This window comes from Pantoea sp. JZ29, from assembly GCF_035190385.1.
Taxonomy (GTDB): Bacteria; Pseudomonadota; Gammaproteobacteria; order Enterobacterales; family Enterobacteriaceae; genus Pantoea; species Pantoea stewartii.
On record NZ_CP045242.1, the window covers coordinates 217,813 to 239,494 of the forward strand.

The window sequence follows — 21,682 nt, forward strand, 5'->3', positions numbered from 1 at the left end:
CGCGTCAGTGATGACGCGGGCTTTTTTACGTCTGAAGCGTGCGCGCAATCTTCATCAGGTTTTATCACGGCGCCAACTGGACCACGGATCTTCATCGGATGACGGTGTGGAATCCAGTTGCGCGTCATCCCGTGAAGCCAGGTACAGGGCTTCCACTTCAGCGCGCGCCCAGGGCGTCCGGCGAAGAAACTTCAGGCTGGACTTCACACTGGGATCGTTTTTAAAACAGTTGATATTGATACGCTTGCTCAGTTCAGCCCAGCCATATCGTGCCACCAGGCTGTTGACCTGCATTTCAAGTGTAATACCGTGCAGGGGATCGTTAGAGACGTGAGCGGTCATAGTCTTTCCGGTAAATGCTGTAAAAGTCTTATCCTGCAGCACGATGCTGCGTGGCGCAAGTCAGTTCAGTCAGGGGCGCTGTGGGGCGATATTGTCCACCGGCACGCTAAGCCTTGCGGACAGTCTGCACAAATAAATAAGGCCGGTAAAAATTACCGGCCTGAGTCAGGCAGAATAAGAAAGGCTTACAGCAATGACTGTGCTGTTTTCTCCAGGAGTGCCAGCAGGACAGTAATGTCCTCCAGGGTCACCGTTGGGTTCAACAACGTCATTTTCAGGCAGGTCATACCGTTATGCTCGGTCACGCCGACATTGGCCCGGCCGGATTCCAGCAATGCATCGCCGATGCGCTGGTTGAACAGCGCAATGTCAGCATCGCTCCAGCCCGCGGACTGATGTGGGCGATAACGGAACAGGACGCTCGCCAGCTGAGGTTTCATTACCAGCTCCAGCGCATCCTGCTGTTCAATAAACTGCGCAACCTGCTGTGCCAGCGTGACGCCGTGATCGATAATTTCGGCATACTGTTTCTGGCCCAGCGCTTCCAGTCCCATCCACAGCTTCAGCGCATCGAAACGACGCGTGGTTTGCAGAGATTTTGATACCAGGTTTGGTACGCCCTGTGCCTCATCAAATTCAGAGTTCAGGTAAGCGGCCTGATAGCGCATCAGCTCATAGTGACGGGCTTCTTTTAACAGGAAAGCGCCACAGCTGATTGTCTGGAAGAATTGTTTATGGAAATCCAGCGTAACGGAATCCACCAGATCCAGACCATCCAGGTAATGACGATATTTCTCGGACAGCAGCAGCGCGCCGCCCCAGGCCGCATCAACGTGAACCCAGATGTGCTGCTCAGCCGCCAGCCTGACGATCTCACGTAACGGATCGATAGCACCCGCATCCGTTGTGCCCGCCGTCGCGACAATCGCCAGCACCTGCTCGTTGTTGGCTTTGGCCTGTGCCAGTTTCTGAGCCAGGTCCGTCATATCCATGCGCGCAAACTCGTCGCATTTCACCAACGTGACCGACTGGTAGCCTAAGCCGAGCAGGGCCATATTTTTCTGCACTGAGAAGTGCGCGTTTTCCGAACAGAAAACTTTGATTTTTTTCAGATCGCCAGTCAGGCCGTCCTGCTGCACGGAATGACCCTGACGGGCAAAGAAGGCATCGCGTGCCAGCATCAGCCCCATCAGATTGCTCTGCGTGCCGCCACTGGTAAAGACGCCTGCATCACCCGCCTGATAACCAACCTGCTCGCGCAACCACTCGATCAGCTTCATTTCGATAAGCGTGGCAGAAGGTGCCTGATCCCACGAGTCCATACTCTGGTTCGTGGCGTTGATCAGTACTTCAGCGGCCTGGCTGATAACCAGACTTGGGCAATGTAAATGCGCAACACACTGTGGATGATGAACAGACAGGCTGTCTTTCAGGAAATACTCAATCGCGCGCTCAATGGCGGCCTGGTTACCCAGGCCTTCTGGGTTAAAGTCCAGCTTGATGCGTTCGCGGAGTTCTGCAACCGTTTTGCCCTGATACATTTCAGGCTGTTCCAGCCACTTAACAACGGCCGCGCTGCTTTGAGCGATAGCCTGCTGATAAGCCTCGGTGCTTTGCACCGAGGACGCCAGAATAGGATTTGACCGTGACATCGAACTTACTCCACTTAAACTGCTTCGACGCCTGCGGCAAGCAGGGAGTTTTCAAACTTATCCAGGAAAACCTGAAGCTCATCATGGTTGATCAGCAGAGAAGGCAGCAGACGTAATACGCTGCCGTGGCGGCCGCCACGCTCCAGAATCAGACCATTTTCGAAGCATTTTTTCTGCACCAGCGCAGACAGATCGCCGTCAGCCGGGTAGCAGCCCATGTGATCCTGTGCTTCGTTTGGTTTGACCATTTCGATACCGATCATCAAACCCAGACCACGGACGTTGCCAATCGCCGGATAACGTTTTTGCAGCTCGGCCAGTTTGCCTTTCAGCCACTCACCTTTTTCTGCCACGCTGTCAGCGATGTTGTTTTCTTTCAGCAATTTCAACGTTGTCAGACCGGTTGCCATGGCCAGTTGGTTGCCACGGAATGTACCGGTATGGTGGCCAGGCGACCAGGCATCAAATTGCTTTTTAATACCCAGTACGGCTAATGGCAAACCGCCACCGACGGCTTTTGACATAACGATAATGTCGGGTTCAATGCCGGCGTGTTCAAAGGCAAAGAATTTACCGGTACGGGCAAATCCGGCCTGAACCTCATCCAGGATCAGCAGAATGCCGTGCTCCTGGGTGACTTTACGGATACGTTGCAGCCACTCTGCTGGCGCAGGATTGACGCCGCCTTCACCCTGAACGGCTTCCAGGATGACCGCAGCCGGTTTACGTACGCCACTTTCAACGTCGTTGATCAGGTTTTCGAAGTAGTAGGTCAGCGCTTTAACACCGGCTTCGCCGCCAATGCCCAGCGGGCAACGGTAAAGGTGCGGATAAGGCATGAACTGCACTTCCGGCATCATGCCGTCCACGGCTTCTTTCGGTGACAGATTACCTGTCACTGAAAGCGCACCGTGGGTCATGCCATGATAACCGCCGGAGAAGCTGATCACGCCTGAACGGCCCGTGTGTTTTTTCGCAAGTTTCAGCGCGGCTTCCACTGCGTCCGCACCAGAAGGACCAGTGAACTGCAGGCAGTACTCTTTGCCCTGACCCGGTAACAGAGAGAGCAAATATTCTGAGAACGCGTCTTTTAATGGCGTGGTCAGATCGAGAGTATGTAACGGCAAGCCGCTGGTAATGACATTTTGGATGCTTTGCAGTACGTCAGGATGATTATGACCCAACGCAAGCGTTCCGGCACCGGCAAGACAGTCAAGATACTGTTTGTTCTCAACGTCTGTGATCCAGACACCATTAGCTTTTGCGATCGCTAACGGCAATTTACGCGGATAACTTCGAACATTTGATTCAAACTCGGCCTGGCGGGCCAGATAAGACTCATTGTTACCGTTTAATGTATTCGCATTCAAACTATCAATACGGACTTTATCCGTCATCATATCTCTCCTACAACCGGGCGTGGCATCACGCTGCAGTTGGATAAGTGAATAAAATTTAGAACTCATGTTAAAAACGCGGCCAATATATTGTTTTTTAACACAGGACTCAATGATTAATTTTATGTCTTTTTATTAATTCATTTGTTATATAAAACAGTTGCTTACCGTTAATTTCGTCACTAAGTAAGCAACTTTTCTTAAAACAGATAATCAATAAAGTGCCAAAAAACACGCGCTTATCGGATCACGCATGCGTTTTACTAAGTAAAAATAAAGTGTGTTAGCAACCGTTTCGGTGCGGATAAGCGATAAAATTTGAGATTAATCAACCATCAAAATGTAAAACGTGCGCCATAGAGATGAAACAATATAAGGATAAGAGTAAATATAATTATAACTTCTGTTTAACATTCCTTTAATGTCGGTGGGCGTCAACCCCACGCTGTTGTTGCGGATACGGTTAACGCAGCAGTTTTACAAAGTGATGAATATCAGACATCACCTGCTCGACTCTCTCAGGCGAAGACTTAATACTGAGCAGATCGGCATAGCCATTCAGCATGGCGTTGAGCTGGCGTGCGCTGCGCGCAACATCCTCAATCCGAAAGTATCCCTGTGCGACGCCAGCTTCGAGAATGCGACACAGCAGGGCATCCCAGCCGGCCGTAATTTTTTCGGCCAACCCGGCATAATCATCGTGATGGCCAGCCATCTGCCACACTGAAGCATAAAGTTGCCAGCCGGAATCCGCCGCATCAGGAATATGTCCTTCGATTAAACAGTATAGTTGCTGCTCAGGATCCAGCGCGGCCAGTTCACGGGCGAAGTCGTCGAGTTCGCCCTGCATAAAGCGCTCCAGCGCCGTTAAGGTCAGCGTGTGCCAGTCAGGAAAATAGTGATAGATATGACTGCGTGAAATGCCCAGCGTCGCGGTGAGCTCGCGTGTGGTGGCCTTTTCGAGCCCCTTTTCAAGAAAAAGCGCGACGGCGCCCGCCAGAATTTTTTCTTTCAGTGTTTCCCCGGCGGTTTGTGTTGATGCTTGCATCCTGACTCCTGAATTAACTTTGAGCAATCACGCAATTATGATGCGCTGGTACTTGAGCGACCGCTCAGTTTTAACAGTTTACGAAAAGAAAATCATGCGTTCTTCCAGAGCGACACTACCGAATACCGCGCCACATACCGCCATTGCAACCCTGAAAACGCTGGGGCGACGTCACAGTAAAAAGTTGACTCTCACCCTGTTGCGGGTCATGGCGGAAAATGTCTCCTGTTTGCTTTACCCGCTGTTAGCCGGGTTCGCGATTAGTGCCATTATCACCGGACATGCGCTCCAGGCCATGCTTCATGCGGTAATAGCCTTTACAATGTGGGAAACGGTGCGGCAAGGCGTAGCGTGGACACCCGAATTTTTGCACGGATCTATGTAGAGTTGGCGGTGCCGGTGGACGTGGCGCAACGCGAAGCGTAATGCCTCAACGATTGCTATCCGTGTGACGCTGTCACGTGAGTTTGTCGACTTTTTTGAGCTGCATTTGCCTGTCTTGATAACATCCGTCGTCCCATCAGCGGTGCCGCCATCGTGTTGCTGGCAATTGCGTTCTGGACGGGCGTCGGTTGCCCGATCATTTTGCTGAGCCTGGCATGTTTCCTGCCGGGATTCTCACACAAAAATAAAGCCTTGTCTGGCCGGCTAAATAACCGACTGGAAAAAGAGATCAGCTTGCCGCCGGCACAACGCGCAGGACAGCCTGACGTAACAGGTTCACACACCTCACCCGTCTCAACGGTCAGTACCGCTTCGTATCAAATTTGTTTACTATCCATTTAATATATTCATAACCCAAATAACCATCTGGTTTAACGACTGCCAACAGGATAACGCTGTCCAGGCGCTGTTGAAGGATCACACAGCATCATGCTGGGTTTGCCGCTAACAGGAAAAAGATTTCTTGCATGCGTAACGTAAAGGACAGTGGCTGGCTTGTCGATAGAGTTAATCAGAGCAGGTCGTCGCAGTCATCACTTCGTCAAGTTTAGCGATGACGTAAGGCAAAGCATCCAGGACGCGATGCATTCTGGCAACACGCTATTCGTATGCCAAAGAAGGATTTGCTGCCAGAGAAAGGCAGCTTTTTGACTGGATAATATGATGAATCACTATTCACGCCGGCGCGTGCTGAAGATGGTTGGGCTTGTCGCTGTGGCCAGTGCGACCGGCCATCTGTTCCCTTTGGCGCCTCTCAACGCTGCGCAACCGAACATGCAGGCAGATGCCCTTGATGTGTTTATGCTGGTTTCACAGCAACTGACACAACAGAACGAGCTCAATGACACGGTAGGCAGTGCGCTGTTTGATGCGTTCAGTCAGACGCAGAAAAACTTCAGCGCGGCACTTTTTCATCTCAGCAACCTGTTAACGCATCAGCCCGACCTGTTACAACAGGCACGCCTGCAGTTTGCTGAAACTGAGGCGGCAAGCGCCAGGCTGGCCGGGGCGATTCTGAGCAGCTGGTATACCGGCATTGTCGGCAAAGGCAAAAATGCGCGCTATATCACCTATATCAACACGCTTGCGAATCGGGTCGTTAACGACAAACTGGTTCCACCGAGCTTCTCCTATGGCGTTTGTGGCAGTTGGGCGAGCCAACCGTGACCCTTTTCAAGAGTAATGTTATCCATGAAGAAGAATAATTCGGCTGATGTGGTCGTTATCGGTGCAGGCGTGAATGGCGCGTTACTGGCGACGCGTCTGGCGAAAGCCGGAAAGTCCGTTATCCTGCTTGAATCCGGACCTAAGGTCAGCCGTGGAGAACTGGTGGAGCGCTTCCGCAGTTCTGCCTTTAAGTCTGACTTTATGTCACCGTACCCCTTTTCACCGATGGCACCCCAACCGCGCTATACCCCAGAACCCAATGATTATCTGCAGCAACTGGGTCCTCAGGCATTTAATGCGCAATATATTCGTATTTTTGGCGGCACCAGCTGGCACTGGGCGGCTCAGTTGTGGCGCTTTGTCCCGAATGATTTTCAGCAACATTCGCTGTATGGCGTGGGAAAAGACTGGCCGATTAGCTATCAGGATCTGGAACCTTATTACTATGAAGCCGAAGTCATCGCTGGCGTCGGCGGATCGCCGGACAACGGCTCGCCTCGCAGTAAGCCGTTTCCGATGGAACGGGTGCCAGCCTCCTGGTTGCAGCAACGTGTCACGGCCCGACTCGCGCCAGACTTCACCGTACTGGATGACAGTACCGGCCGCAACAGCCGAAGTTACGATGGCCGACCGGCCTGCTGTGGAAACAATAACTGCATGCCCGTGTGCCCCATTGACGCGCAGTATCACGGTGGCCTGGCCGCTCAGCAGGCGGAAGACAGCGGCGTACAGGTAATCACTGAAGCTGTCGTTTATCAACTTGAGCACGATGCGCAGGGGCGGATTGTGGCCGCAAACTATTATGACTGGAATAAAACACGCCATCGCGTGACGGCGCAGACATTTGTTCTGGCGGCCAATGCGATTGAAACGCCTAAGCTGCTGCTGATGTCCACCAGCGAGAGATTCCCACAGGGCATCGGCAATGCCCGGGACACTGTGGGCCGTAACCTCTGCGATCACCCCGCGATTGGCGTCACGTTTGATGTGGATGAAGAAATCTGGCCCGGACGCGGCCCCGTCAGCCCGTGCTCAATCGGGCAGTTCAGGGACGGTGAGTTCCGTCGTGAACACGCGCCATTCCGTCTGGATATTTCCAATGCCTCGCAGGTCGCCGCGGTGACGAAAGAAGTGCTGGAGGAAGGCTATTTTGGCAAAAAACTTCAGGAACAGATTCGCTTCCGTGCGGCACGTCGTCTCAGCATAAAGAATGCCCTGGAACAGCTCCCGGATCCCACCAACCGCGTCACGTTAAGCAGTAACAAAGATGCTCTGGGGCTGCCTACCCCGGCACTGTACTGGAATGTGGACGAGTATGTGCAAAAGGGCACGGCGAAAACCCGTGAATGTTATGACGCGATTGCCGCAAAGCTGGGCGCGACCAATATTCGCCACAGTAAAAGCGGCAAATTTTCTAATCGCCAACATATTACTGGCACGTTGTCGATGGGCCTGGATCCCGCTACCAGCGTCACGGATGCCTGGGGGCGGGCGCACGATCATGAAAACCTGTTTATGGTGGGCACTGGCGTGATGCCCACGGTCGGAACCTGTAATGTCACACTGACCGCCATGGCGCTTGCGTTGCGCACGGCTGATAAAATTTTGCAGGAGACGCAGCATGGATAAGTTACTGAGGCGCCTGGTGGTGCCGATTGCCCTTATGCTCAGCCTCATGCAGACCACTGCGCATGCCGAAAGCCAGGGCGATCTTATTAAGCGGGGAGAATACCTTGCCGTAGCCGGGGACTGCGCGGCCTGCCATACAGAAGAGGGCAAAGCACCGTTTACCGGTGGCCATGCGATTGGCAGCCCGTTAGGGATCATCTTCAGTACCAACATTACGCCTTCAAAAACGGCAGGCATTGGTCACTACAGTGAGAAGCAGTTTGCCGATGCCTTACGCAAGGGCATTCGCGCGGATGGCAGCCATCTTTATCCGGCCATGCCGTATCCCGCCTATGCCCGGATTAACGACAGCGATATCTCCGCGCTTTATGCCTATTTTATGTACGGTGTAAAAGCAGATGATACACAGCCAGAAAAAACGGCGTTGCCGTTTCCGTTTAATCTCCGCTTCAGCATGGCGGCGTGGAATCTTCTGTTCCTTGACGGCAAGCCTTTTACTCCCGATCCCAGCCAGTCTGCTGAATGGAATCGCGGCGCGTATCTGGTGGAAGGGTTAACCCACTGCAGCACCTGCCATACGCCACGTAATTTCCTGATGGCGGAGGAGTCGGATAAATCGTTACAGGGCGCTTCTCTCGGGACCTGGTATGCGCCAGCGATTACGTCTGCTGCGTTACAAAGTGACGATCAGTGGTCACGCGAGTCGCTGGCAGCCTATCTCGCCAGCGGTCACGCCGATAATGGTGCAACGGCGGCCGGTCCGATGCTGGAAGCCATCGACAAAAGTTTTTCGCGGATGACGCCGGACGATCGGGCCGCTATCGCGACCTACCTGTTGCCTGCAGTCGATCACGAAGACGACACGGATGCCGATGCCGACAGCGAGGAGCCCACCGTCGGTCTGACGCCCGTCACCGGGGACGATACACCTGATATGTTATCGGATATGACGGACGGCGAGCAGATTTACCGTAATAACTGCGCATCCTGCCATAACCTGGAAGGACAGGGACTTAACGGCCTGCCTGCCTTAACCAAACATCCGGTACTGGAGAAACCCAATGCGGATAACGTGGCGATGGTCATACTGGACGGTGTCTGGCCTGCAAAAGGGCAGGGCATGCTCAGTTTTGCCAAGACCTTAAATGACACACAAATTGCCGATGTCACGAACTACGTGATGCAGGACATCGGCAACAGTGCAGTGCGCATCACTCCGGCGCGCGTGAAAGCATTGCGTCAGGGCGGTGAGCCTTCACTGCTGCTGCCGCTGGTCCGGGGGGCGATGGTCGCAGGCGTGCTGGTGGTCATTGGGGGGCTGTTTTGGTGGTGGCGTCGTCGACGTTAAGGCATCTTCCCCTCTGTCTCTGAGGGCAGAGGGGAAACCTGATAATCAGCTCACTCGCCCTGCCGCATTATGCTTCCACCGCCGGAGAAGATTCTCTTTCCTCTCGCTGACATGCACAGCATGCGCGTGAAAGCGTAACCGTCATCTACACTAAACACAGTTTGCAGAAATGGCCTGTGTGGTTGTCATTGTTAACATGTTATTTCTGATATGTTGCGGTATCCCATAGCGAAAAAACGGTAAACCGGCATGGAATTACGTCGTAAAAAAGATGCTGCAATGATGCGCCTTTCCCCGCTGCTCAGAAGCATAACACTGGCCTGTAGTTTACTGACGCTGGGCGTGATTGTGGTTAATGCCTGGACGCTGCACATGGACTGGCAGAGAACCGTCCGGTCAACCGAGGAGCGTGCGATTGATCTCTCTGTCGCACAGGCCCGTCAGGCAGAAGATACCTTTTTGCAAATCGAACTTTCTCTGCGCGAAGTACAGCGCGTTATTCAGTCCCAGCCCGGAACGGATATTGACGTGGCGGAAGTCAATAACATCATGCGCACCTTACAAAGTCGTCTTCCTCAACTGGAGGACATGTTTTACTTTGACTCACAAGGGCGATGGATAGCCAGTTCGCTTACTGAGATGCCCAAAGGAAATAACAATGCTGACCGGGAGTATTTTATTTTCCATCAACATAATCTTCGTAGCAGCGTGCATGTCGGTCCGGCGCTCCGCAGCCGCAGCTCGGGACGCTATGTCATCCCGGTATCCTTACGGATTAATGACGACTATGGCGGCTTCAAAGGTGTGCTGCTCGCCACGATTAGCATTGATTATTTCCGCCATTATTACGATTACTTTGTTATCGGCCCGCAGGATTTACTGGTGCTTATGCTGGCAGACAGTACGGTGCTGTATGCGCGCCCGTTGCCAGACAGCTATATCGGCAAAAACCTCTCCTCCAGTCCACTTTTCCATCAGTTATTAGCCAACGCCGAGCGCGGAAGCGGCCAGTGGAAAGCCGAACTGGATGGCGAAAAGCGAATATTTGGTTTTGTCAGCTCCAGCCGTTATCCAGTAGTTGTGACCGCGGGATTTGATACCAAACGGCTTTTTTTAGAGTGGATGCAAAGCCGCGTGCAGGGGGTTTTACTGAGCCTTGTATTGCTGGTGGGCATTATTCTGCTCTGGATATTTATCCGGAATGAAGCCAGGCGCAGCCTGCGTTATCAACTTGAACTGACGCATCTTCGCGATGAGCTCACCGCCGCGAATCAGTCGCTGAAGAGTCTGGCAAATGCGGACGGGCTTACAGGGCTGGCAAATCGTCGCTATTTCGATCAATTCCTGAAAAAAAGCCTGCTCCATGCGCGCAGCAGCGGCGGGCCGGTGTCGCTGATCCTTTTCGATATCGACTATTTTAAACGCTACAACGATACTTATGGCCATGTGTCAGGTGACGAATGCTTACAGCAGGTCGCCCAGATACTGAAAACGTTTGCCCAACGTCGCACGGATATCGCGGCCCGTTATGGCGGCGAAGAATTTGCGATTGTATTGGCCGATACGTCGGCCCGGGATGCGTTGACCGTTGCCTTAAGTGTGGTCGAGACCGTCAGACAACGGGCCATACCTCATGTCTCAACGGGGCTCACAACGGGTTGCGTTACGCTCAGTGCGGGGGTGGCGGCTACGGAGGCTGGCGAAGGGCCAGAGCATGCAGAATCACTGATCAAGCGTGCGGATGATGCCTTGTACCGGACAAAACACGAAGGGCGAAACGGTGCTAGTCTGTAACGTCGCGCCATTCAGTGCCGCTGCCCGGATCAGCACCGGGCAGTGGTGTCTTACTTGTCGCTACCGAAGCCTTGCTTATGCAGTGCGGGCAGGACTTTGGGGAAATAGATGTGTTGGTAATAGCCACTCACGCTGTCACTCCAGCTTTCGCCGTCGGCGCGGCCTGTATCTTTCCAGTGCTGCACCATCTCGGCGTTATAGTGGGCAATCTGTTGTTCCAGGCCTTCGGTATGGTAGCTTTCCTCATGACGGAAAGTCTGCATTGGCAGGCGTGGCTTCTGAAACGCGGGTTGATCAACATAGCCGATAACCACACCTGCGACCGGGAAGGTATATTCTGGCAGGTTAAGCAGTTCGATCATGGCGTCAGGATCGCGGCGGATACCACCAATCGGCACAATGCCCAGCCCTTCTGAACGGGCTGCAGCCATGATGCTTCCCAGGGCAATACCCACATCCGTCGAGCCAGAAACAATACTTTCAATGCTTTGCTGGGCAATTTGCTCTTTGCCTACGGCGGCCATCGCCATCCGTGATTTATGCATATCCAGCACCACAGTGATAAAGACAGGGGCTTTAGCGATCCACGGTTGGCCGCCCGCGATTTGCGAGATAGCCTGGCGTTTAGCCGGATCGCGTGTCACCACCAGAGAAACCTGCTGTGAGTTTACGGAGGTAGGCGCGCGATAAGCAGTGCTGATTATGCGATCCAGAATGGCATCATCGACCGGCTGATCGGTGAAGCTGCGTTCGCTTTTGTGACGGGTAAACAGGTTAATTATCTCGCTCATCATCTCTCCTGACATCATCCTTTAAAAATCGTGTCGTGAGGATAACAAAAGAGTGCGCTGTGCTCTTTAACCGTACTGGCTTTCACCCGCCAAAACAGGTTAACTGCCTTCAAACGAATCAGATCAGGTCCTGTCAGCAGCACGACACGAAGGGCGTCGATAGCCTGTCGGCACAACGCTTAACCGTCTCTGCACCTTGCAGAACCGTTAGCCGCCATAATCACATCACGTTCTGTCATTCTGCTGACACTTTTCAGCCATAAATCTTTCATTTTGCTCCGCTAGCTTACTGCCATTCTCATTGGCAGAGCGGCGAAGCTATGAGCCATTTGGCGCTTCACAACATCACTAAACGCTGGGGCGAAAAAACTGCTCTGGATAACATTTGTTTCGAAGCGGAAGAAGGAACCTTTGTAGCGCTGTTAGGTCCGTCAGGCTGCGGTAAGTCGACGCTGCTTCGGACGATCGCCGGACTGGAAACCGCGGATGAGGGAACGGTCAGTTTCAGTCATCGCGATATCACGCACCTGCCGCCATCAGATCGCAAACTTTCGATGGTTTTTCAGTCGTATGCGCTGTTTCCGCATCTCAGCGTTCGCGAAAATTTGCTGTTTGGTTTAAAAGCGCGCGGTGAGGACAGGCAGACATTTGCTGGCCGCCTGAGCCGCGTCAGCAAATTAATGGAACTGGAGACGTTGCTGGATCGGTTACCTGCACAGCTTTCGGGCGGCCAACAACAGCGCGTTGCACTCGGACGTGCCGTGATTGCCAACAACACCTTATGCCTGATGGATGAACCCCTTTCTAACCTGGACGCGAAACTGCGCCAAAGTATGCGTCGCGAAATTCGTGCGCTGCAGAGAGCGCTGGGCCTGACGATGCTCTATGTCACCCACGATCAGACGGAAGCGATGAGCATGGCTGACCGCATCATTCTGCTGAATGATGGCCGGATTGAGCAGCATGATACGCCAGACAACCTGTATAACAATCCGGCCAGTATTTTTGCGGCGCAGTTTATCGGTGCGCCGCCCATGAATATTCTGCCGCTGACCTCTGTCAACGGCAGGCACTTTTTGAGCCAGCCCACTCAGCCTGTGGTCAGCGAGTCGTCTGAGACGGCGCTCAGTCTGGGGATCAGGGCGGAAGATATCCAGTTCATTGATCCTCACAGTGCGGGGTTGACTGCCAACGTCGTGAACTACGAATACATGGGCGCAGATACGTTAGTAGTCTGTCAGCTAACAGGCAGCCAGGCCGTTTTAACCGTTACCGTGCCGGGCATGAAACGTTTTAACGAAGGTCATCTGACCGGGCTGCAATGGCCTGTCGATAAGCAATACCTGTTTTCCACTGCGAGCGGTAAACGCTGTTTACACGCTGAACAGCAGATGTCTGCCTCTTTCAAACAATACGCCGTTTAACTTTTACCTAAGGGAAAATCATGCCAGCCATTCGTCTGTCACGTTTGCTTTCAGCCTTACTTATCGCGACGAGCACGGCAGTCTTTGCCGCCGAGCCGGTCAAACTGCAAATGTATTACCCTATCGCGGTCGGTGGGGCGATCAGCCATACCGTGGAAGCGCTGGTGGCCGATTTCGAAAAAATTCATCCTGAGGTCAGCATTCAGCCTGTTTATACCGGTGACTACGCCACAACGGTTACGAAAGCCTTAACCGCCTTTCGTGGCGGGAATGCGCCGCAAATGGCGGTCATTGGTGATATCGAAGCCTACTCTCTGATGGATGCAGGGGCTATTGTGGCGGCCAGCGATCTGGCTCAGGATGACGCCGGTAAAAAATGGATCGACAGCTTTTACCCCGCTTTTTTGCGCCACATCAACGGCAAAGTCTGGGGCGTGCCTTTTCAGCGCTCGACGGTGGTGCTGTACTGGAATAAACAGGCGTTTGAAAAAGCGGGTCTGGCTGCTGATACAGCGCCTGCGAACTGGCAGCAGGTGGTGGATTTCGGTAAAAAACTGGTCGTGAAAGACGGCGATAACGTCAGTCAGTGGGGCATCGAAATCCCGACGACGCCCAATGGTTACTGGGTTTTCCAGGGCTTTGCGGCCACGAACGGTGCGCATCTGGATAACGGCAAGGGCACGGCGGTCTATTTTAATACGCCCAACAATGTCGAAACGCTGCAATGGCTGACCGATTTAGGCCAGAAGGCGGGCGTTTCCCCGAAAGGCGCGATTGCCTGGGGCACGACGCCACAGGATTTCCTCAGTGGTAAAACGGCCATGATGGTTACCACCACCGGCAACCTGAGCGTGGTGCGCAAAAATGCCAAATTCCCGTTTGGTGTTGCCATGTTGCCTGAAAAAACACAGCGCGGCAGCCCAACGGGCGGCGGTAATCTCTATGTTTTCAAAAGTGCTTCACCGGAACAGCAAAAAGCCGCCATGGAATTTATCCGTTGGGTCACCGCGCCAGAGCAGGCGGCGCGCTGGAGTATTGCGACAGGCTATGTCGCTACCTCCCCGGCAGCATGGGAAACGCCAGCGATGAAAGACTATGTGAAGCAGGTTCCTCAGGCGCTGGTCGCTCGTGAACAACTGAAATATGCCCAGCCTGAACTCTCTACCTACAACAGTGTGCAGATACAGGAAGCCCTGAACCATGCCATTGAGGCGGCGGTGACGCAGTCTAAAACCCCGGCTGAGGCACTGGAAGCGGCACAGAAGCAGGCCGATCGTTTACTGAAGGCCTATCAGTAAGGGGATGGCGATGAACATGGCGGCAACAGCAACGCCCGCACCGCGTGTGCGGCGCGGTTCACTTCAGCTGTGTGGCTATTTGCTGATTTTACCGGCGCTGGGTTTTCTGCTGCTGTTTACCCATTATCCTGCGCTGGCAACGGTGTGGGAAAGCCTGTTCAGCGCTGCCCGTGCAGGTCATCCGGCCCACTTTGTCGGGCTGGATAACTACGCTGCGCTGCTGGATGATGATGTGTTTATCCGGTCGCTGTGGAATAACCTGTTGTATGCCTTGATCACTATACCGCTTGCGGTTTCCCTGGCGTTACTGATGGCCCTGGCCGTTAACCGACGGCTGGCGGGTAACGCCGCTGTGCGTGCAGCCTTCTTTATTCCCTCTCTGCTGCCGATGATAGCCATCGCCAACCTGTGGCTGTTTTTCTACACACCACAGCTGGGACTTCTGAATAAGCTGCTTGCGCTGTTTTCTGTCGCACCGGTTAACTGGCTCGGCGAACCCGGTACGACGCTCGGGTGCCTGATGGCCGTTTCTGTCTGGCGCGAGGCTGGTTTTTTTATGATTTTTTATCTGGCTGCGTTACAGCAGATCGATCCGCGCCTCAGCGAAGCTGCACAAATCGAAGGGGCGTCAAAGGGGTATTTTTTTCGCCGCGTCCAGTGGCCGCTACTGATGCCGACAACGTTGTTCGTGCTGATTAATGCCTCGATGAATGCATTTCGTATCGTCGATCAGGTGATTGCGATGACCAACGGTGGCCCGGACAACAGCAGCAGCCTGTTACTGTTTTATATCTACCGTACGGCATTCAGCTACTGGGATCTCCCTGCGGCAGCGGCGATGACCGTCGTATTGCTGCTGATTTTAGCCCTGATTGCGGTGCTGAAATTTTCCCTGCTGGATAAGCGAGCGCACTATCAATGAAGCCTGAATTCTCTGCGGGCCGACTGTGCCTGAATATGGTTATCTGGCTGGCGGCGCTGCTGTGGTTGTTACCGATACTGGTGGCGTTGTGGGTAGCGGTTCACCCGGCGGCCGATCAGGGAAGCTTCTCGCTGTGGGCACCCCTGACGCTACAAAATTTCACGGATGCCTGGCACGCCGCGCCCTTTGGCCGCTATTTACTGAATACCATATTGCTGGTGGTCATGATTGTGGTGTGTCAGCTTATCCTGGCCACGATGGCGGCGTACGCGCTGGTCAGGTTTCGCCTGAAATATTCGGGTTTTCTGTTCGCGCTTATCCTGTTACAGCTGATGATAAGCCCGGATGTCCTGATCCTGAATAATTACAAAACCATTGGTGCGCTGGGCTTGCGCGATACGTTGACCGGCATTGCCTTGCCGTATTTTGCTTCAGCATTTGCGATTTTCTTGCTGCGCCAGACCTTTAAAAGCATCCCTGTGGTGCTGGAAGAAGCGGCCATTGTAGAGGGCGCCAGTCGGTTTTATATCCTGCGCAAAATCTATATTCCGCTGGCCAGGCCAATCTATATCGCTTTTGCACTGGTCTCCATTAGTTTCCACTGGAATGATTTTCTGTGGCCGCTGGTTATTACGGATTCTGTAAAAGTCCGTCCGTTGACGGTAGGACTGCAGTTATTTTCGGCACCGGAGCAGGGCGTGCAATGGGCACTGATTGGGGCGGCAACGATCATGACAACGCTGCCGCTGTTGCTGTTGTTTCTGGTGTTCCAGCGCCAGTTTATCCAGTCATTTATGCGCGCAGGCATTCGGTAAGGAAAATAACATGTTAACGCCGCACACTCTCAGCCCGTCACAACGTACCTTGCTGGCGGATATTGCGTCGCTGTATCAGCCGCCATCGTTACGTGCGTTGCCCGTCAGAGATAATGGCATCCGTTTTGGTCTGCTTGCCGATCCTCAGTATGCTGATGTGGACCCGGATATCAGCAACAATCTTTACTACCGCAATGGCCTTAATAAACTCAGCCAGGCCATCAAGGCATTCAACGCGGAGCCGCTGGATTTTGTGGTGACGCTGGGCGATCTGGTGGATCGCCACTGGCAAAGCTATGCCGCCATACTGCCGGTGTTTGCCCGGTTACAGCATCCGCATGCTGTGGTACTGGGCAACCATGATGCGCAGACCATCGCTGAACGACTAGATAATCAGGCTCCCTTACCCAAAGGCTATTACGCTTTCCGTTTTAACGGTTGGCGCTTTGTTGTTTACGATGGCAACGATATGAGCCTGTACTGTAATACCCTCAACGGCCGAGATCGTGAAGAGGCCGCAGCCTTGTTAGCGCAACTGCAACATGACCAACAACCTCAGGCGCAGCCCTGGAACGGTGCCGTTGGCAGGCAACAATTTAACTGGATTGAACAGCAGTTACAGGCTGCCCAACAGTCACGGGAAAGCGTGATTGTTTTTGGCCACTATCCGCTGGCACCCGTAACCACGCACCGCCTGATGAATGCCCCCGCGCTGGTGGCGTTATTCACACGTTATCGCGTACGCGCCTGTTTTGCCGGGCACGATCATCGAGGAGGTTATGCCTGTATCGACGGGACGGAATTTTTCACCCTGAAAGGCATGCTGGATGGCCCCACAGCGGTGCCCTTTGCGTGGGTTGATATCACGGGTGACCAACTCAGGGTGTCCGGTTTTGGTGGAGAAATCAGCCGGGGCTAGCGTTTTGTGGGTGCGGGTTCAGGGTCTCTGATGCAGGGGAAACGCGAACAGCGCTGTGTTATGCATTTTAGTTACATCATACTTTAACGATTTCCTGCCAGGGTGCCGGCATCAACTTTCGCGGCAAAATAGCGTTAGCAGCAGATAATCTGCGAACATACCTTTTCGCGGAAAACCCGCTTTCATCGGCCCGCCAGAAGTGTGTGCTATCCGTGACAGCGTAACGAGAAGCGGCAGCAGGGCAGAGATTAACGTGCAGTCTAATAAGGAAAACCCCCAGTTTCTTCACCACTATCACCTTGTTCATTCATCTGGCGGGGTGAATTCTTTGCACTGATTAGCGACTCACACCAGTGATGCCGCGCCTGAGGTAAAGCGTTCCGGTCCGTCACAGGCCAGCAAAGTGCGCTTTGATCGACTCGCAGAGTGATGCGGCTGCAGGGGATAACGGTTTTTCAGCACAGTGCAGGCTGACGCCAATCGTGCCCATCTCCGGCAGAGCTGATGTCAGCAACGTTAGCGAAGACGGTAAGCCCATCTGTGTCCGCAAGGTAATACCCAGCCCCGCCTCCGCGGCGGCCCATATTCCGCTCAGACTGCGGCTGGTGAACGCAATGCGCCAGGGAATATTTGCCCTGTCTAACGCCGCAGTGGCGGCGCTACGCATAAGGCAGGGCGCGTCAAAGACCAGCAAGGGTAGTGGTTGTTTAGCCTCCAGCAGACTCTGGACATCAAAACCCTTTACGCTGATCCAGTTGAGCGGCAACGCGCCAAGTGACTGACTGTGCGCCGTCGACTCCTCGCCTTGCCAGCAGAGGGCGACGTCAATCTCGTGCTGGCGTATTGCGGTAAGCAAGGGCTGATTGCGGCTCACGGATGCTGAAATTTGCACGTCGGGATGCGCACGCGAAAACTGACCCAGAACGGCAGGCAGTAATGTTTCGCCAAAATCTTCCTGCAAACCCAGCCGCACTTCTCCGCCAATCCCGCTGGCCTTGATGGCGGCACAGGCTTCGTCATTCAGGCTCATCAGCCTGCGCGCATAGGCAAGCATAATCTCGCCCTGCGCGGTAAGCGTCAGATGCCGTCCTGACTTCTGCACCAGCGCTGCTCCCGCCTGGTATTCCAGTTTCTTTAGCTGAGCGCTCACCGCCGAGGTTGATCGGCCCAGGCGCTGCGCGGCAGACGCAAAGCTCCCCAGTTCAATACCGGTCACAAACGTACGCAGGCTTTCTGCATCAAACGTCACGGGCCTTTTCGCCATTCTTATTCATCCCATAAAACGGGACTGTTTGTCCCAATATTTCTGATTTTATAAATCATCGCCGCCTTTTATCTTTTTATCACACCCCCAGAAGGAAAGAGAAATGAACCCCATACCGTTAACGCGCGAAAATCTGGCTGAGATCGCGCCCAGGCTGGCAGCGTTGAGTGAAGACATTTTATTTGGCGATATCTGGCAGCGCGACGGGCTTTCACCGCGAGACAGAAGTCTGATTACTGTCAGTGCGCTTATTGCGTTAAACCGACCCGAACAACTGAGCTGGCATCTGAAACTGGCTCGCAAGAATGGCCTCTCTGAGGCTGAGCTCACGGAAATGATGACCCACCTGGCCTTTTATTGCGGCTGGCCGGCGGCTGTTTCCGCCCTCACGGTTTTTAAAAACACGCTCTCAGAGTAAGGAATATCTATGCCCGTCAGTCGTATTGCGATATCTGAACACCGTATTGAACAGTGGCGTGAGGCTATCTCCACAGCGTTACAGGACGCATTCGAGACCTCTTTTTCTGTGCCGCACGGGGATTGTTTTCAGTTCTTTGACAGTTATCACCGGCATACACGTATTTTTGACCGGCACTATTTGTGCAGCGCGCAGACGGGCCGAAGTGATGACTTCCTTCTGTTTCACATTACGGCAGGGAAAGCGCGTAGCCTCGCACAAAAGCAGGCTTTTTATGCAGATTTGAATGCGCGTCTGGTAAAGGCGATTGGCATTAATCCGGCTGACGTCATGATTGTCGTGAATTTCAGTGACCCCGAGGACTGGTCATTTGGCAACGGCAAGGTGTTTAGTCTGGCCGATATCTCATCACGCTGAGGAGAAAAAATATGCTGGCGATGCAGTACCGTTTTGTTCTTCCCGCTGACTACGATATGACAATCATTCAGCGCAGGATTGCTGACAACGGCAAAAAAATGGATGGCTTTCCAGGCCTGCTGTTTAAAGCTTTTCTTTACGCCTGGCAGAAGGGCGCCGATATGAACGGCCAGGAAAACAGTTATGCCCCGTTTTATCTCTGGCAGGATGCGGACAGTATGCACCGCTTTTTAGCCAGCGAGGGGTTCAAAAGGTTGACGCAGGCCTTTGGCTGGCCGCGTATTGATACCTTTCCGGTGCTGTCTGCCGACATATCGACGGCTATCAGCCAGGCGAGTTGGGCCGTCTGTGAAATCAGCCCCGTACAACCTTACAGCGATCTCGCGCTACTGACTCACCATCGGCCGCTGGACAACGCGCTGGCACGGGTGTCCGCACTGGACGCCTGCGGCTGGCGGCGCCTGACATTCACCTTATGGCGAACGCCGCAGGCCGTCACTTGTCCGGCTCGCGCTTATCAGGTCGGATATATTGCGCGGGCGTGACCGACGGACCGTTACGCTCTGTCACACATTTATCTTACTAACCGCATATCTATTAGAACGGTTATATGACTATCTTATTTTATCTGCCGGGTACGTGTGTATGACCTTTCTGTCCGCCCGGCCATGCGGCTAAATATTTCCATTTTTTGCCAGTGAATCTAGTATTAATGTGCATAAGGCACTGTTGCCTGTTTGCCGATGGAGAGAAAAAGAATGCATCAAATGAAGCGCCTGAAAATGCTGACGGCAGCGACGCTGCTGGCGTTAAGCCTGCCTGTGACTTCTGCGTTTGCTGCGCTGGCCGCAGGAGAAACCGCACCGGACTTTAAACTGGAAGCGGCTCTGGCAGGTAAAGAAACGACCTTCTCCTTACAGCAGGCACTGAAAAAAGGACCGGTTGTACTTTATTTCTTCCCGGCGGCGTTCAGCGCCGGCTGCACGCTGGAAGCGCATGCTTTTGCGGAAGCAACCGATGAGTTTAAAAAGCAGGGCGCAACGGTAATTGGCGTGACCGCAGGTAATACCGATCAGATTGCGAAATTCTCTCAGCTTGAGTGTCGCGATAAATTCACCGTCGCCGCCGATCCGGGTGCCAAAGTGGCGGCCGAATACAAAAGTACGATGGAAATGAAAGGCAAAACTCTGTCTGACCGCACATCGTATGTTATTGCGCCGGATGGCAAAATTTTGCTGAGTTACACCGATAAAAATCCAGAGGCCCATATTCAGAAGACCCTGGATGCCGTGAAAAAATACCGTCAGGCTAACCCGGCTTAATCTCACATCTGGACAGCGCCATCATGTTGACTGCTATCGCCGCCGCGTTTCTGGGCGGCATTATTCTTAATCTCATGCCCTGTGTATTCCCGGTGATCTCGCTGAAGGCCCTGAGTCTGCTGCGCCACAATGCCCAACCCGCACATGCGCGAGCCGAAGGGCTGGCTTTTCTGGTGGGTGTGGTTGTCACGATGGTGCTGCTGGTCAGTGTGCTGTTACTGGCAAGAATGGGGGGCGCTTCCGTCGGCTGGGGTTTTCAGTTGCAATCGCCGCTGGTGATAGCCTTACTGGTGCTAATCATGGTGGCATCGGCCCTCAACCTGTTCGGCCTGTTTGAGGTTGGCTTATCCCTTCAGCGGGCGGGTGAAGTCGGAGGCGAGCGGGGAGGGCTAACCGGATCGGCACTCACCGGCGCGCTGGCCATCGTCGTTGCCACGCCCTGTAGCGCGCCGTTTATGGCCAGCGCCATCGGCTATGCCTTTACGCAGCCTCCCGTTATCAGTGTGGTTATTTTTCTTTCACTGGCGCTGGGGTTTGCTGCACCGTTCACACTAATCTCCTTTTTCCCTGTGTTTGCCCGCCTGCTACCTGCGCCGGGTGCCTGGATGATCACGCTCAAACACGGGCTCGCCTTTCCCATGCTGGGGGCAGCGGGGTGGTTGATTTGGGTACTGGAGCGTCAGGCGGGTTCGACAGCCCTGGCAGCCATTCTGACATGCTGCCTGGTGCTGAGTTTTGCCGCCTGGCTGTATGGTATGGCGCAAAAGCGACAGATGATGGGAAGGCGGCACTGGGCATTACACATCGCTACAGCCGCCATGGTCGTTCTGTTAATTCCGCCGTTGTTAACATTGAAAACCGCCACGACAACGCCGGATTCGCCCGATACCGTTGCCGCGGCCGCGGCCGCGGTGGCATGGACACCTCAAAATGTTGAGGCGATAAAAGGTCAGGGCAAACCCGTTCTGGTCAATTTTACGGCCTCATGGTGCATTACCTGTCAGGTTAACGAGCGCACTTCCCTGTCGACGCAGGCGGTTAAGCAAGCTATGGCGCGCACTGACACCATCTATATGATTGCGGACTCCACGAAGTACAATCCTGATGTCGAACAGGCGCTCAGCGACTTTGGTCGCGGCGGATTGCCGCTGTATGTCGTTTACCCTGCGGATGGCGGAAAACCTGTCGTTCTGCCGCAGGTGTTAACCCCAGGCATCGTCATCACGGCACTGCAGCAGGCCAGCGAAAAAGGTAAAAAAACCTGATGGCCT

20 protein-coding genes and 1 pseudogene are annotated in these 21,682 nt (G+C 53.7%); 15 read left to right on the plus strand and 6 right to left on the minus strand.

Features of this window, described 5'->3' with window-relative positions:
- Positions 1–54: 54 nt before the first annotated feature.
- From GC090_RS20910 to GC090_RS20925, 4 genes are all read right to left on the minus strand, one after another.
- Positions 55–342: a VF530 family protein gene (locus tag GC090_RS20910; protein WP_110268542.1), complete on the minus strand. Its 288-nt coding sequence runs from the start codon at positions 340–342 to the stop codon at positions 55–57.
- Between the two features lie 185 nt (positions 343–527).
- Complete coding sequence (locus GC090_RS20915; protein WP_054687884.1) at positions 528–1,994, minus strand: pyridoxal phosphate-dependent decarboxylase family protein; 1,467 nt, start codon at positions 1,992–1,994, stop codon at positions 528–530.
- A gap of 14 nt (positions 1,995–2,008) precedes the next feature.
- Positions 2,009–3,391 carry a diaminobutyrate--2-oxoglutarate transaminase gene (locus tag GC090_RS20920; RefSeq protein ID WP_324021945.1) on the minus strand — a complete coding sequence of 461 codons (1,383 nt, stop codon included), beginning with the start codon at positions 3,389–3,391 and terminating at the stop codon, positions 2,009–2,011.
- A gap of 463 nt (positions 3,392–3,854) precedes the next feature.
- Complete coding sequence (locus tag GC090_RS20925; protein ID WP_006122078.1) at positions 3,855–4,439, minus strand: TetR/AcrR family transcriptional regulator; 585 nt, start codon at positions 4,437–4,439, stop codon at positions 3,855–3,857.
- 94 nt (positions 4,440–4,533) lie between these two features.
- Here GC090_RS20925 and GC090_RS20930 point away from each other — a divergent pair.
- The 5 genes and pseudogenes from GC090_RS20930 to GC090_RS20950 form a co-directional block, all read left to right on the plus strand.
- A pseudogene (locus tag GC090_RS20930) lies at positions 4,534–5,114 on the plus strand (ABC transporter six-transmembrane domain-containing protein); the annotation flags it as partial.
- A 432-nt stretch (positions 5,115–5,546) separates the two neighbouring features.
- Positions 5,547–6,050 carry a sugar dehydrogenase complex small subunit gene (locus tag GC090_RS20935; RefSeq protein WP_033742279.1) on the plus strand — a complete coding sequence of 168 codons (504 nt, stop codon included), beginning with the start codon at positions 5,547–5,549 and terminating at the stop codon, positions 6,048–6,050.
- Positions 6,051–6,074: 24 nt separating this feature from the next.
- Positions 6,075–7,679 (plus strand): GMC family oxidoreductase, encoded by a 1,605-nt coding sequence (locus tag GC090_RS20940; protein WP_033742278.1) that lies wholly within the window; start codon positions 6,075–6,077, stop codon positions 7,677–7,679.
- A complete protein-coding gene (locus GC090_RS20945; protein ID WP_324021647.1) occupies positions 7,672–9,027 on the plus strand; it encodes a cytochrome c in 1,356 nt (451 codons plus the stop codon). Before GC090_RS20940 ends, GC090_RS20945 begins: the two co-directional genes overlap by 8 nt.
- A 249-nt stretch (positions 9,028–9,276) precedes the next feature.
- Positions 9,277–10,821 (plus strand): sensor domain-containing diguanylate cyclase, encoded by a 1,545-nt coding sequence (locus GC090_RS20950; protein WP_205952999.1) that lies wholly within the window; start codon positions 9,277–9,279, stop codon positions 10,819–10,821.
- A 50-nt stretch (positions 10,822–10,871) separates the two neighbouring features.
- Here the strand turns inward: GC090_RS20950 and GC090_RS20955 are convergent, their stop codons facing one another.
- Positions 10,872–11,612, minus strand: a complete 741-nt coding sequence (locus GC090_RS20955; protein ID WP_054687887.1) for a nitroreductase family protein — start codon at positions 11,610–11,612, stop codon at positions 10,872–10,874.
- 320 nt (positions 11,613–11,932) lie between these two features.
- On the opposite strand from GC090_RS20955, the gene GC090_RS20960 reads away from it, so the two are divergent.
- From GC090_RS20960 to GC090_RS20980, 5 genes are read left to right on the plus strand one after another with little or no spacing between them, the layout of a single operon-like run.
- Entirely contained in the window at positions 11,933–13,036 is a 1,104-nt protein-coding gene (locus GC090_RS20960; protein ID WP_205951456.1) for an ABC transporter ATP-binding protein, read from the plus strand.
- Positions 13,037–13,056: 20 nt separating this feature from the next.
- On the plus strand, positions 13,057–14,334 hold the full coding sequence (locus GC090_RS20965; RefSeq protein WP_324021650.1) for an ABC transporter substrate-binding protein: 1,278 nt from the start codon (positions 13,057–13,059) through the stop codon (positions 14,332–14,334).
- A 4-nt stretch (positions 14,335–14,338) separates the two neighbouring features.
- Positions 14,339–15,256: a carbohydrate ABC transporter permease gene (locus GC090_RS20970; protein ID WP_006122086.1), complete on the plus strand. Its 918-nt coding sequence runs from the start codon at positions 14,339–14,341 to the stop codon at positions 15,254–15,256.
- On the plus strand, positions 15,253–16,071 hold the full coding sequence (locus GC090_RS20975; protein ID WP_324021652.1) for a carbohydrate ABC transporter permease: 819 nt from the start codon (positions 15,253–15,255) through the stop codon (positions 16,069–16,071). The genes GC090_RS20970 and GC090_RS20975 overlap by 4 nt, the downstream gene beginning before the upstream one ends.
- A 10-nt stretch (positions 16,072–16,081) precedes the next feature.
- A complete protein-coding gene (locus GC090_RS20980) occupies positions 16,082–16,990 on the plus strand; it encodes a metallophosphoesterase (protein ID WP_033742271.1) in 909 nt (302 codons plus the stop codon).
- 388 nt (positions 16,991–17,378) lie between these two features.
- Here GC090_RS20980 and GC090_RS20985 read toward each other — a convergent pair whose 3' ends face one another.
- Positions 17,379–18,254: a LysR substrate-binding domain-containing protein gene (locus tag GC090_RS20985; RefSeq protein ID WP_058708852.1), complete on the minus strand. Its 876-nt coding sequence runs from the start codon at positions 18,252–18,254 to the stop codon at positions 17,379–17,381.
- 103 nt (positions 18,255–18,357) lie between these two features.
- Here GC090_RS20985 and GC090_RS20990 point away from each other — a divergent pair, with 103 nt between their 5' ends.
- The 5 genes from GC090_RS20990 (at position 18,358) to GC090_RS21010 (ending at position 21,676) form a co-directional block, all read left to right on the plus strand.
- Positions 18,358–18,672: a carboxymuconolactone decarboxylase family protein gene (locus tag GC090_RS20990; protein WP_162286594.1), complete on the plus strand. Its 315-nt coding sequence runs from the start codon at positions 18,358–18,360 to the stop codon at positions 18,670–18,672.
- Between the two features lie 9 nt (positions 18,673–18,681).
- Positions 18,682–19,089: a tautomerase family protein gene (locus GC090_RS20995; protein WP_058702459.1), complete on the plus strand. Its 408-nt coding sequence runs from the start codon at positions 18,682–18,684 to the stop codon at positions 19,087–19,089.
- A gap of 11 nt (positions 19,090–19,100) precedes the next feature.
- The gene (locus tag GC090_RS21000) at positions 19,101–19,634 is read left to right on the plus strand and encodes a DUF4865 family protein (RefSeq protein ID WP_033742267.1); all 534 of its coding nucleotides are present in this window, start codon (positions 19,101–19,103) and stop codon (positions 19,632–19,634) included.
- A 213-nt stretch (positions 19,635–19,847) separates the two neighbouring features.
- Positions 19,848–20,411, plus strand: coding sequence for a peroxiredoxin (locus GC090_RS21005; RefSeq protein ID WP_033742266.1), 564 nt, complete (start codon positions 19,848–19,850; stop codon positions 20,409–20,411).
- 23 nt (positions 20,412–20,434) lie between these two features.
- Positions 20,435–21,676 carry a protein-disulfide reductase DsbD family protein gene (locus GC090_RS21010; protein WP_324021655.1) on the plus strand — a complete coding sequence of 414 codons (1,242 nt, stop codon included), beginning with the start codon at positions 20,435–20,437 and terminating at the stop codon, positions 21,674–21,676.
- Positions 21,677–21,682: the final 6 nt, after the last annotated feature.

What these genes read in the sequence shown, in the direction of transcription:
- GC090_RS20910 (WP_110268542.1), bottom strand. Translation starts at nt 342, where the DNA reads ATGACCGCTCACGTCTCTAACGATCCCCTGCACGGTATTACACTTGAA.
- GC090_RS20915 (WP_054687884.1), bottom strand. Translation starts at nt 1,994, where the DNA reads ATGTCACGGTCAAATCCTATTCTGGCGTCCTCGGTGCAAAGCACCGAG.
- GC090_RS20920 (WP_324021945.1), bottom strand. Translation starts at nt 3,391, where the DNA reads ATGACGGATAAAGTCCGTATTGATAGTTTGAATGCGAATACATTAAAC.
- GC090_RS20925 (WP_006122078.1), bottom strand. Translation starts at nt 4,439, where the DNA reads ATGCAAGCATCAACACAAACCGCCGGGGAAACACTGAAAGAAAAAATT.
- GC090_RS20935 (WP_033742279.1), top strand. Translation starts at nt 5,547, where the DNA reads ATGAATCACTATTCACGCCGGCGCGTGCTGAAGATGGTTGGGCTTGTC.
- GC090_RS20940 (WP_033742278.1), top strand. Translation starts at nt 6,075, where the DNA reads ATGAAGAAGAATAATTCGGCTGATGTGGTCGTTATCGGTGCAGGCGTG.
- GC090_RS20945 (WP_324021647.1), top strand. Translation starts at nt 7,672, where the DNA reads ATGGATAAGTTACTGAGGCGCCTGGTGGTGCCGATTGCCCTTATGCTC.
- GC090_RS20950 (WP_205952999.1), top strand. Translation starts at nt 9,277, where the DNA reads ATGGAATTACGTCGTAAAAAAGATGCTGCAATGATGCGCCTTTCCCCG.
- GC090_RS20955 (WP_054687887.1), bottom strand. Translation starts at nt 11,612, where the DNA reads ATGAGCGAGATAATTAACCTGTTTACCCGTCACAAAAGCGAACGCAGC.
- GC090_RS20960 (WP_205951456.1), top strand. Translation starts at nt 11,933, where the DNA reads ATGAGCCATTTGGCGCTTCACAACATCACTAAACGCTGGGGCGAAAAA.
- GC090_RS20965 (WP_324021650.1), top strand. Translation starts at nt 13,057, where the DNA reads ATGCCAGCCATTCGTCTGTCACGTTTGCTTTCAGCCTTACTTATCGCG.
- GC090_RS20970 (WP_006122086.1), top strand. Translation starts at nt 14,339, where the DNA reads ATGGCGATGAACATGGCGGCAACAGCAACGCCCGCACCGCGTGTGCGG.
- GC090_RS20975 (WP_324021652.1), top strand. Translation starts at nt 15,253, where the DNA reads ATGAAGCCTGAATTCTCTGCGGGCCGACTGTGCCTGAATATGGTTATC.
- GC090_RS20980 (WP_033742271.1), top strand. Translation starts at nt 16,082, where the DNA reads ATGTTAACGCCGCACACTCTCAGCCCGTCACAACGTACCTTGCTGGCG.
- GC090_RS20985 (WP_058708852.1), bottom strand. Translation starts at nt 18,254, where the DNA reads ATGGCGAAAAGGCCCGTGACGTTTGATGCAGAAAGCCTGCGTACGTTT.
- GC090_RS20990 (WP_162286594.1), top strand. Translation starts at nt 18,358, where the DNA reads ATGAACCCCATACCGTTAACGCGCGAAAATCTGGCTGAGATCGCGCCC.
- GC090_RS20995 (WP_058702459.1), top strand. Translation starts at nt 18,682, where the DNA reads ATGCCCGTCAGTCGTATTGCGATATCTGAACACCGTATTGAACAGTGG.
- GC090_RS21000 (WP_033742267.1), top strand. Translation starts at nt 19,101, where the DNA reads ATGCTGGCGATGCAGTACCGTTTTGTTCTTCCCGCTGACTACGATATG.
- GC090_RS21005 (WP_033742266.1), top strand. Translation starts at nt 19,848, where the DNA reads ATGCATCAAATGAAGCGCCTGAAAATGCTGACGGCAGCGACGCTGCTG.
- GC090_RS21010 (WP_324021655.1), top strand. Translation starts at nt 20,435, where the DNA reads ATGTTGACTGCTATCGCCGCCGCGTTTCTGGGCGGCATTATTCTTAAT.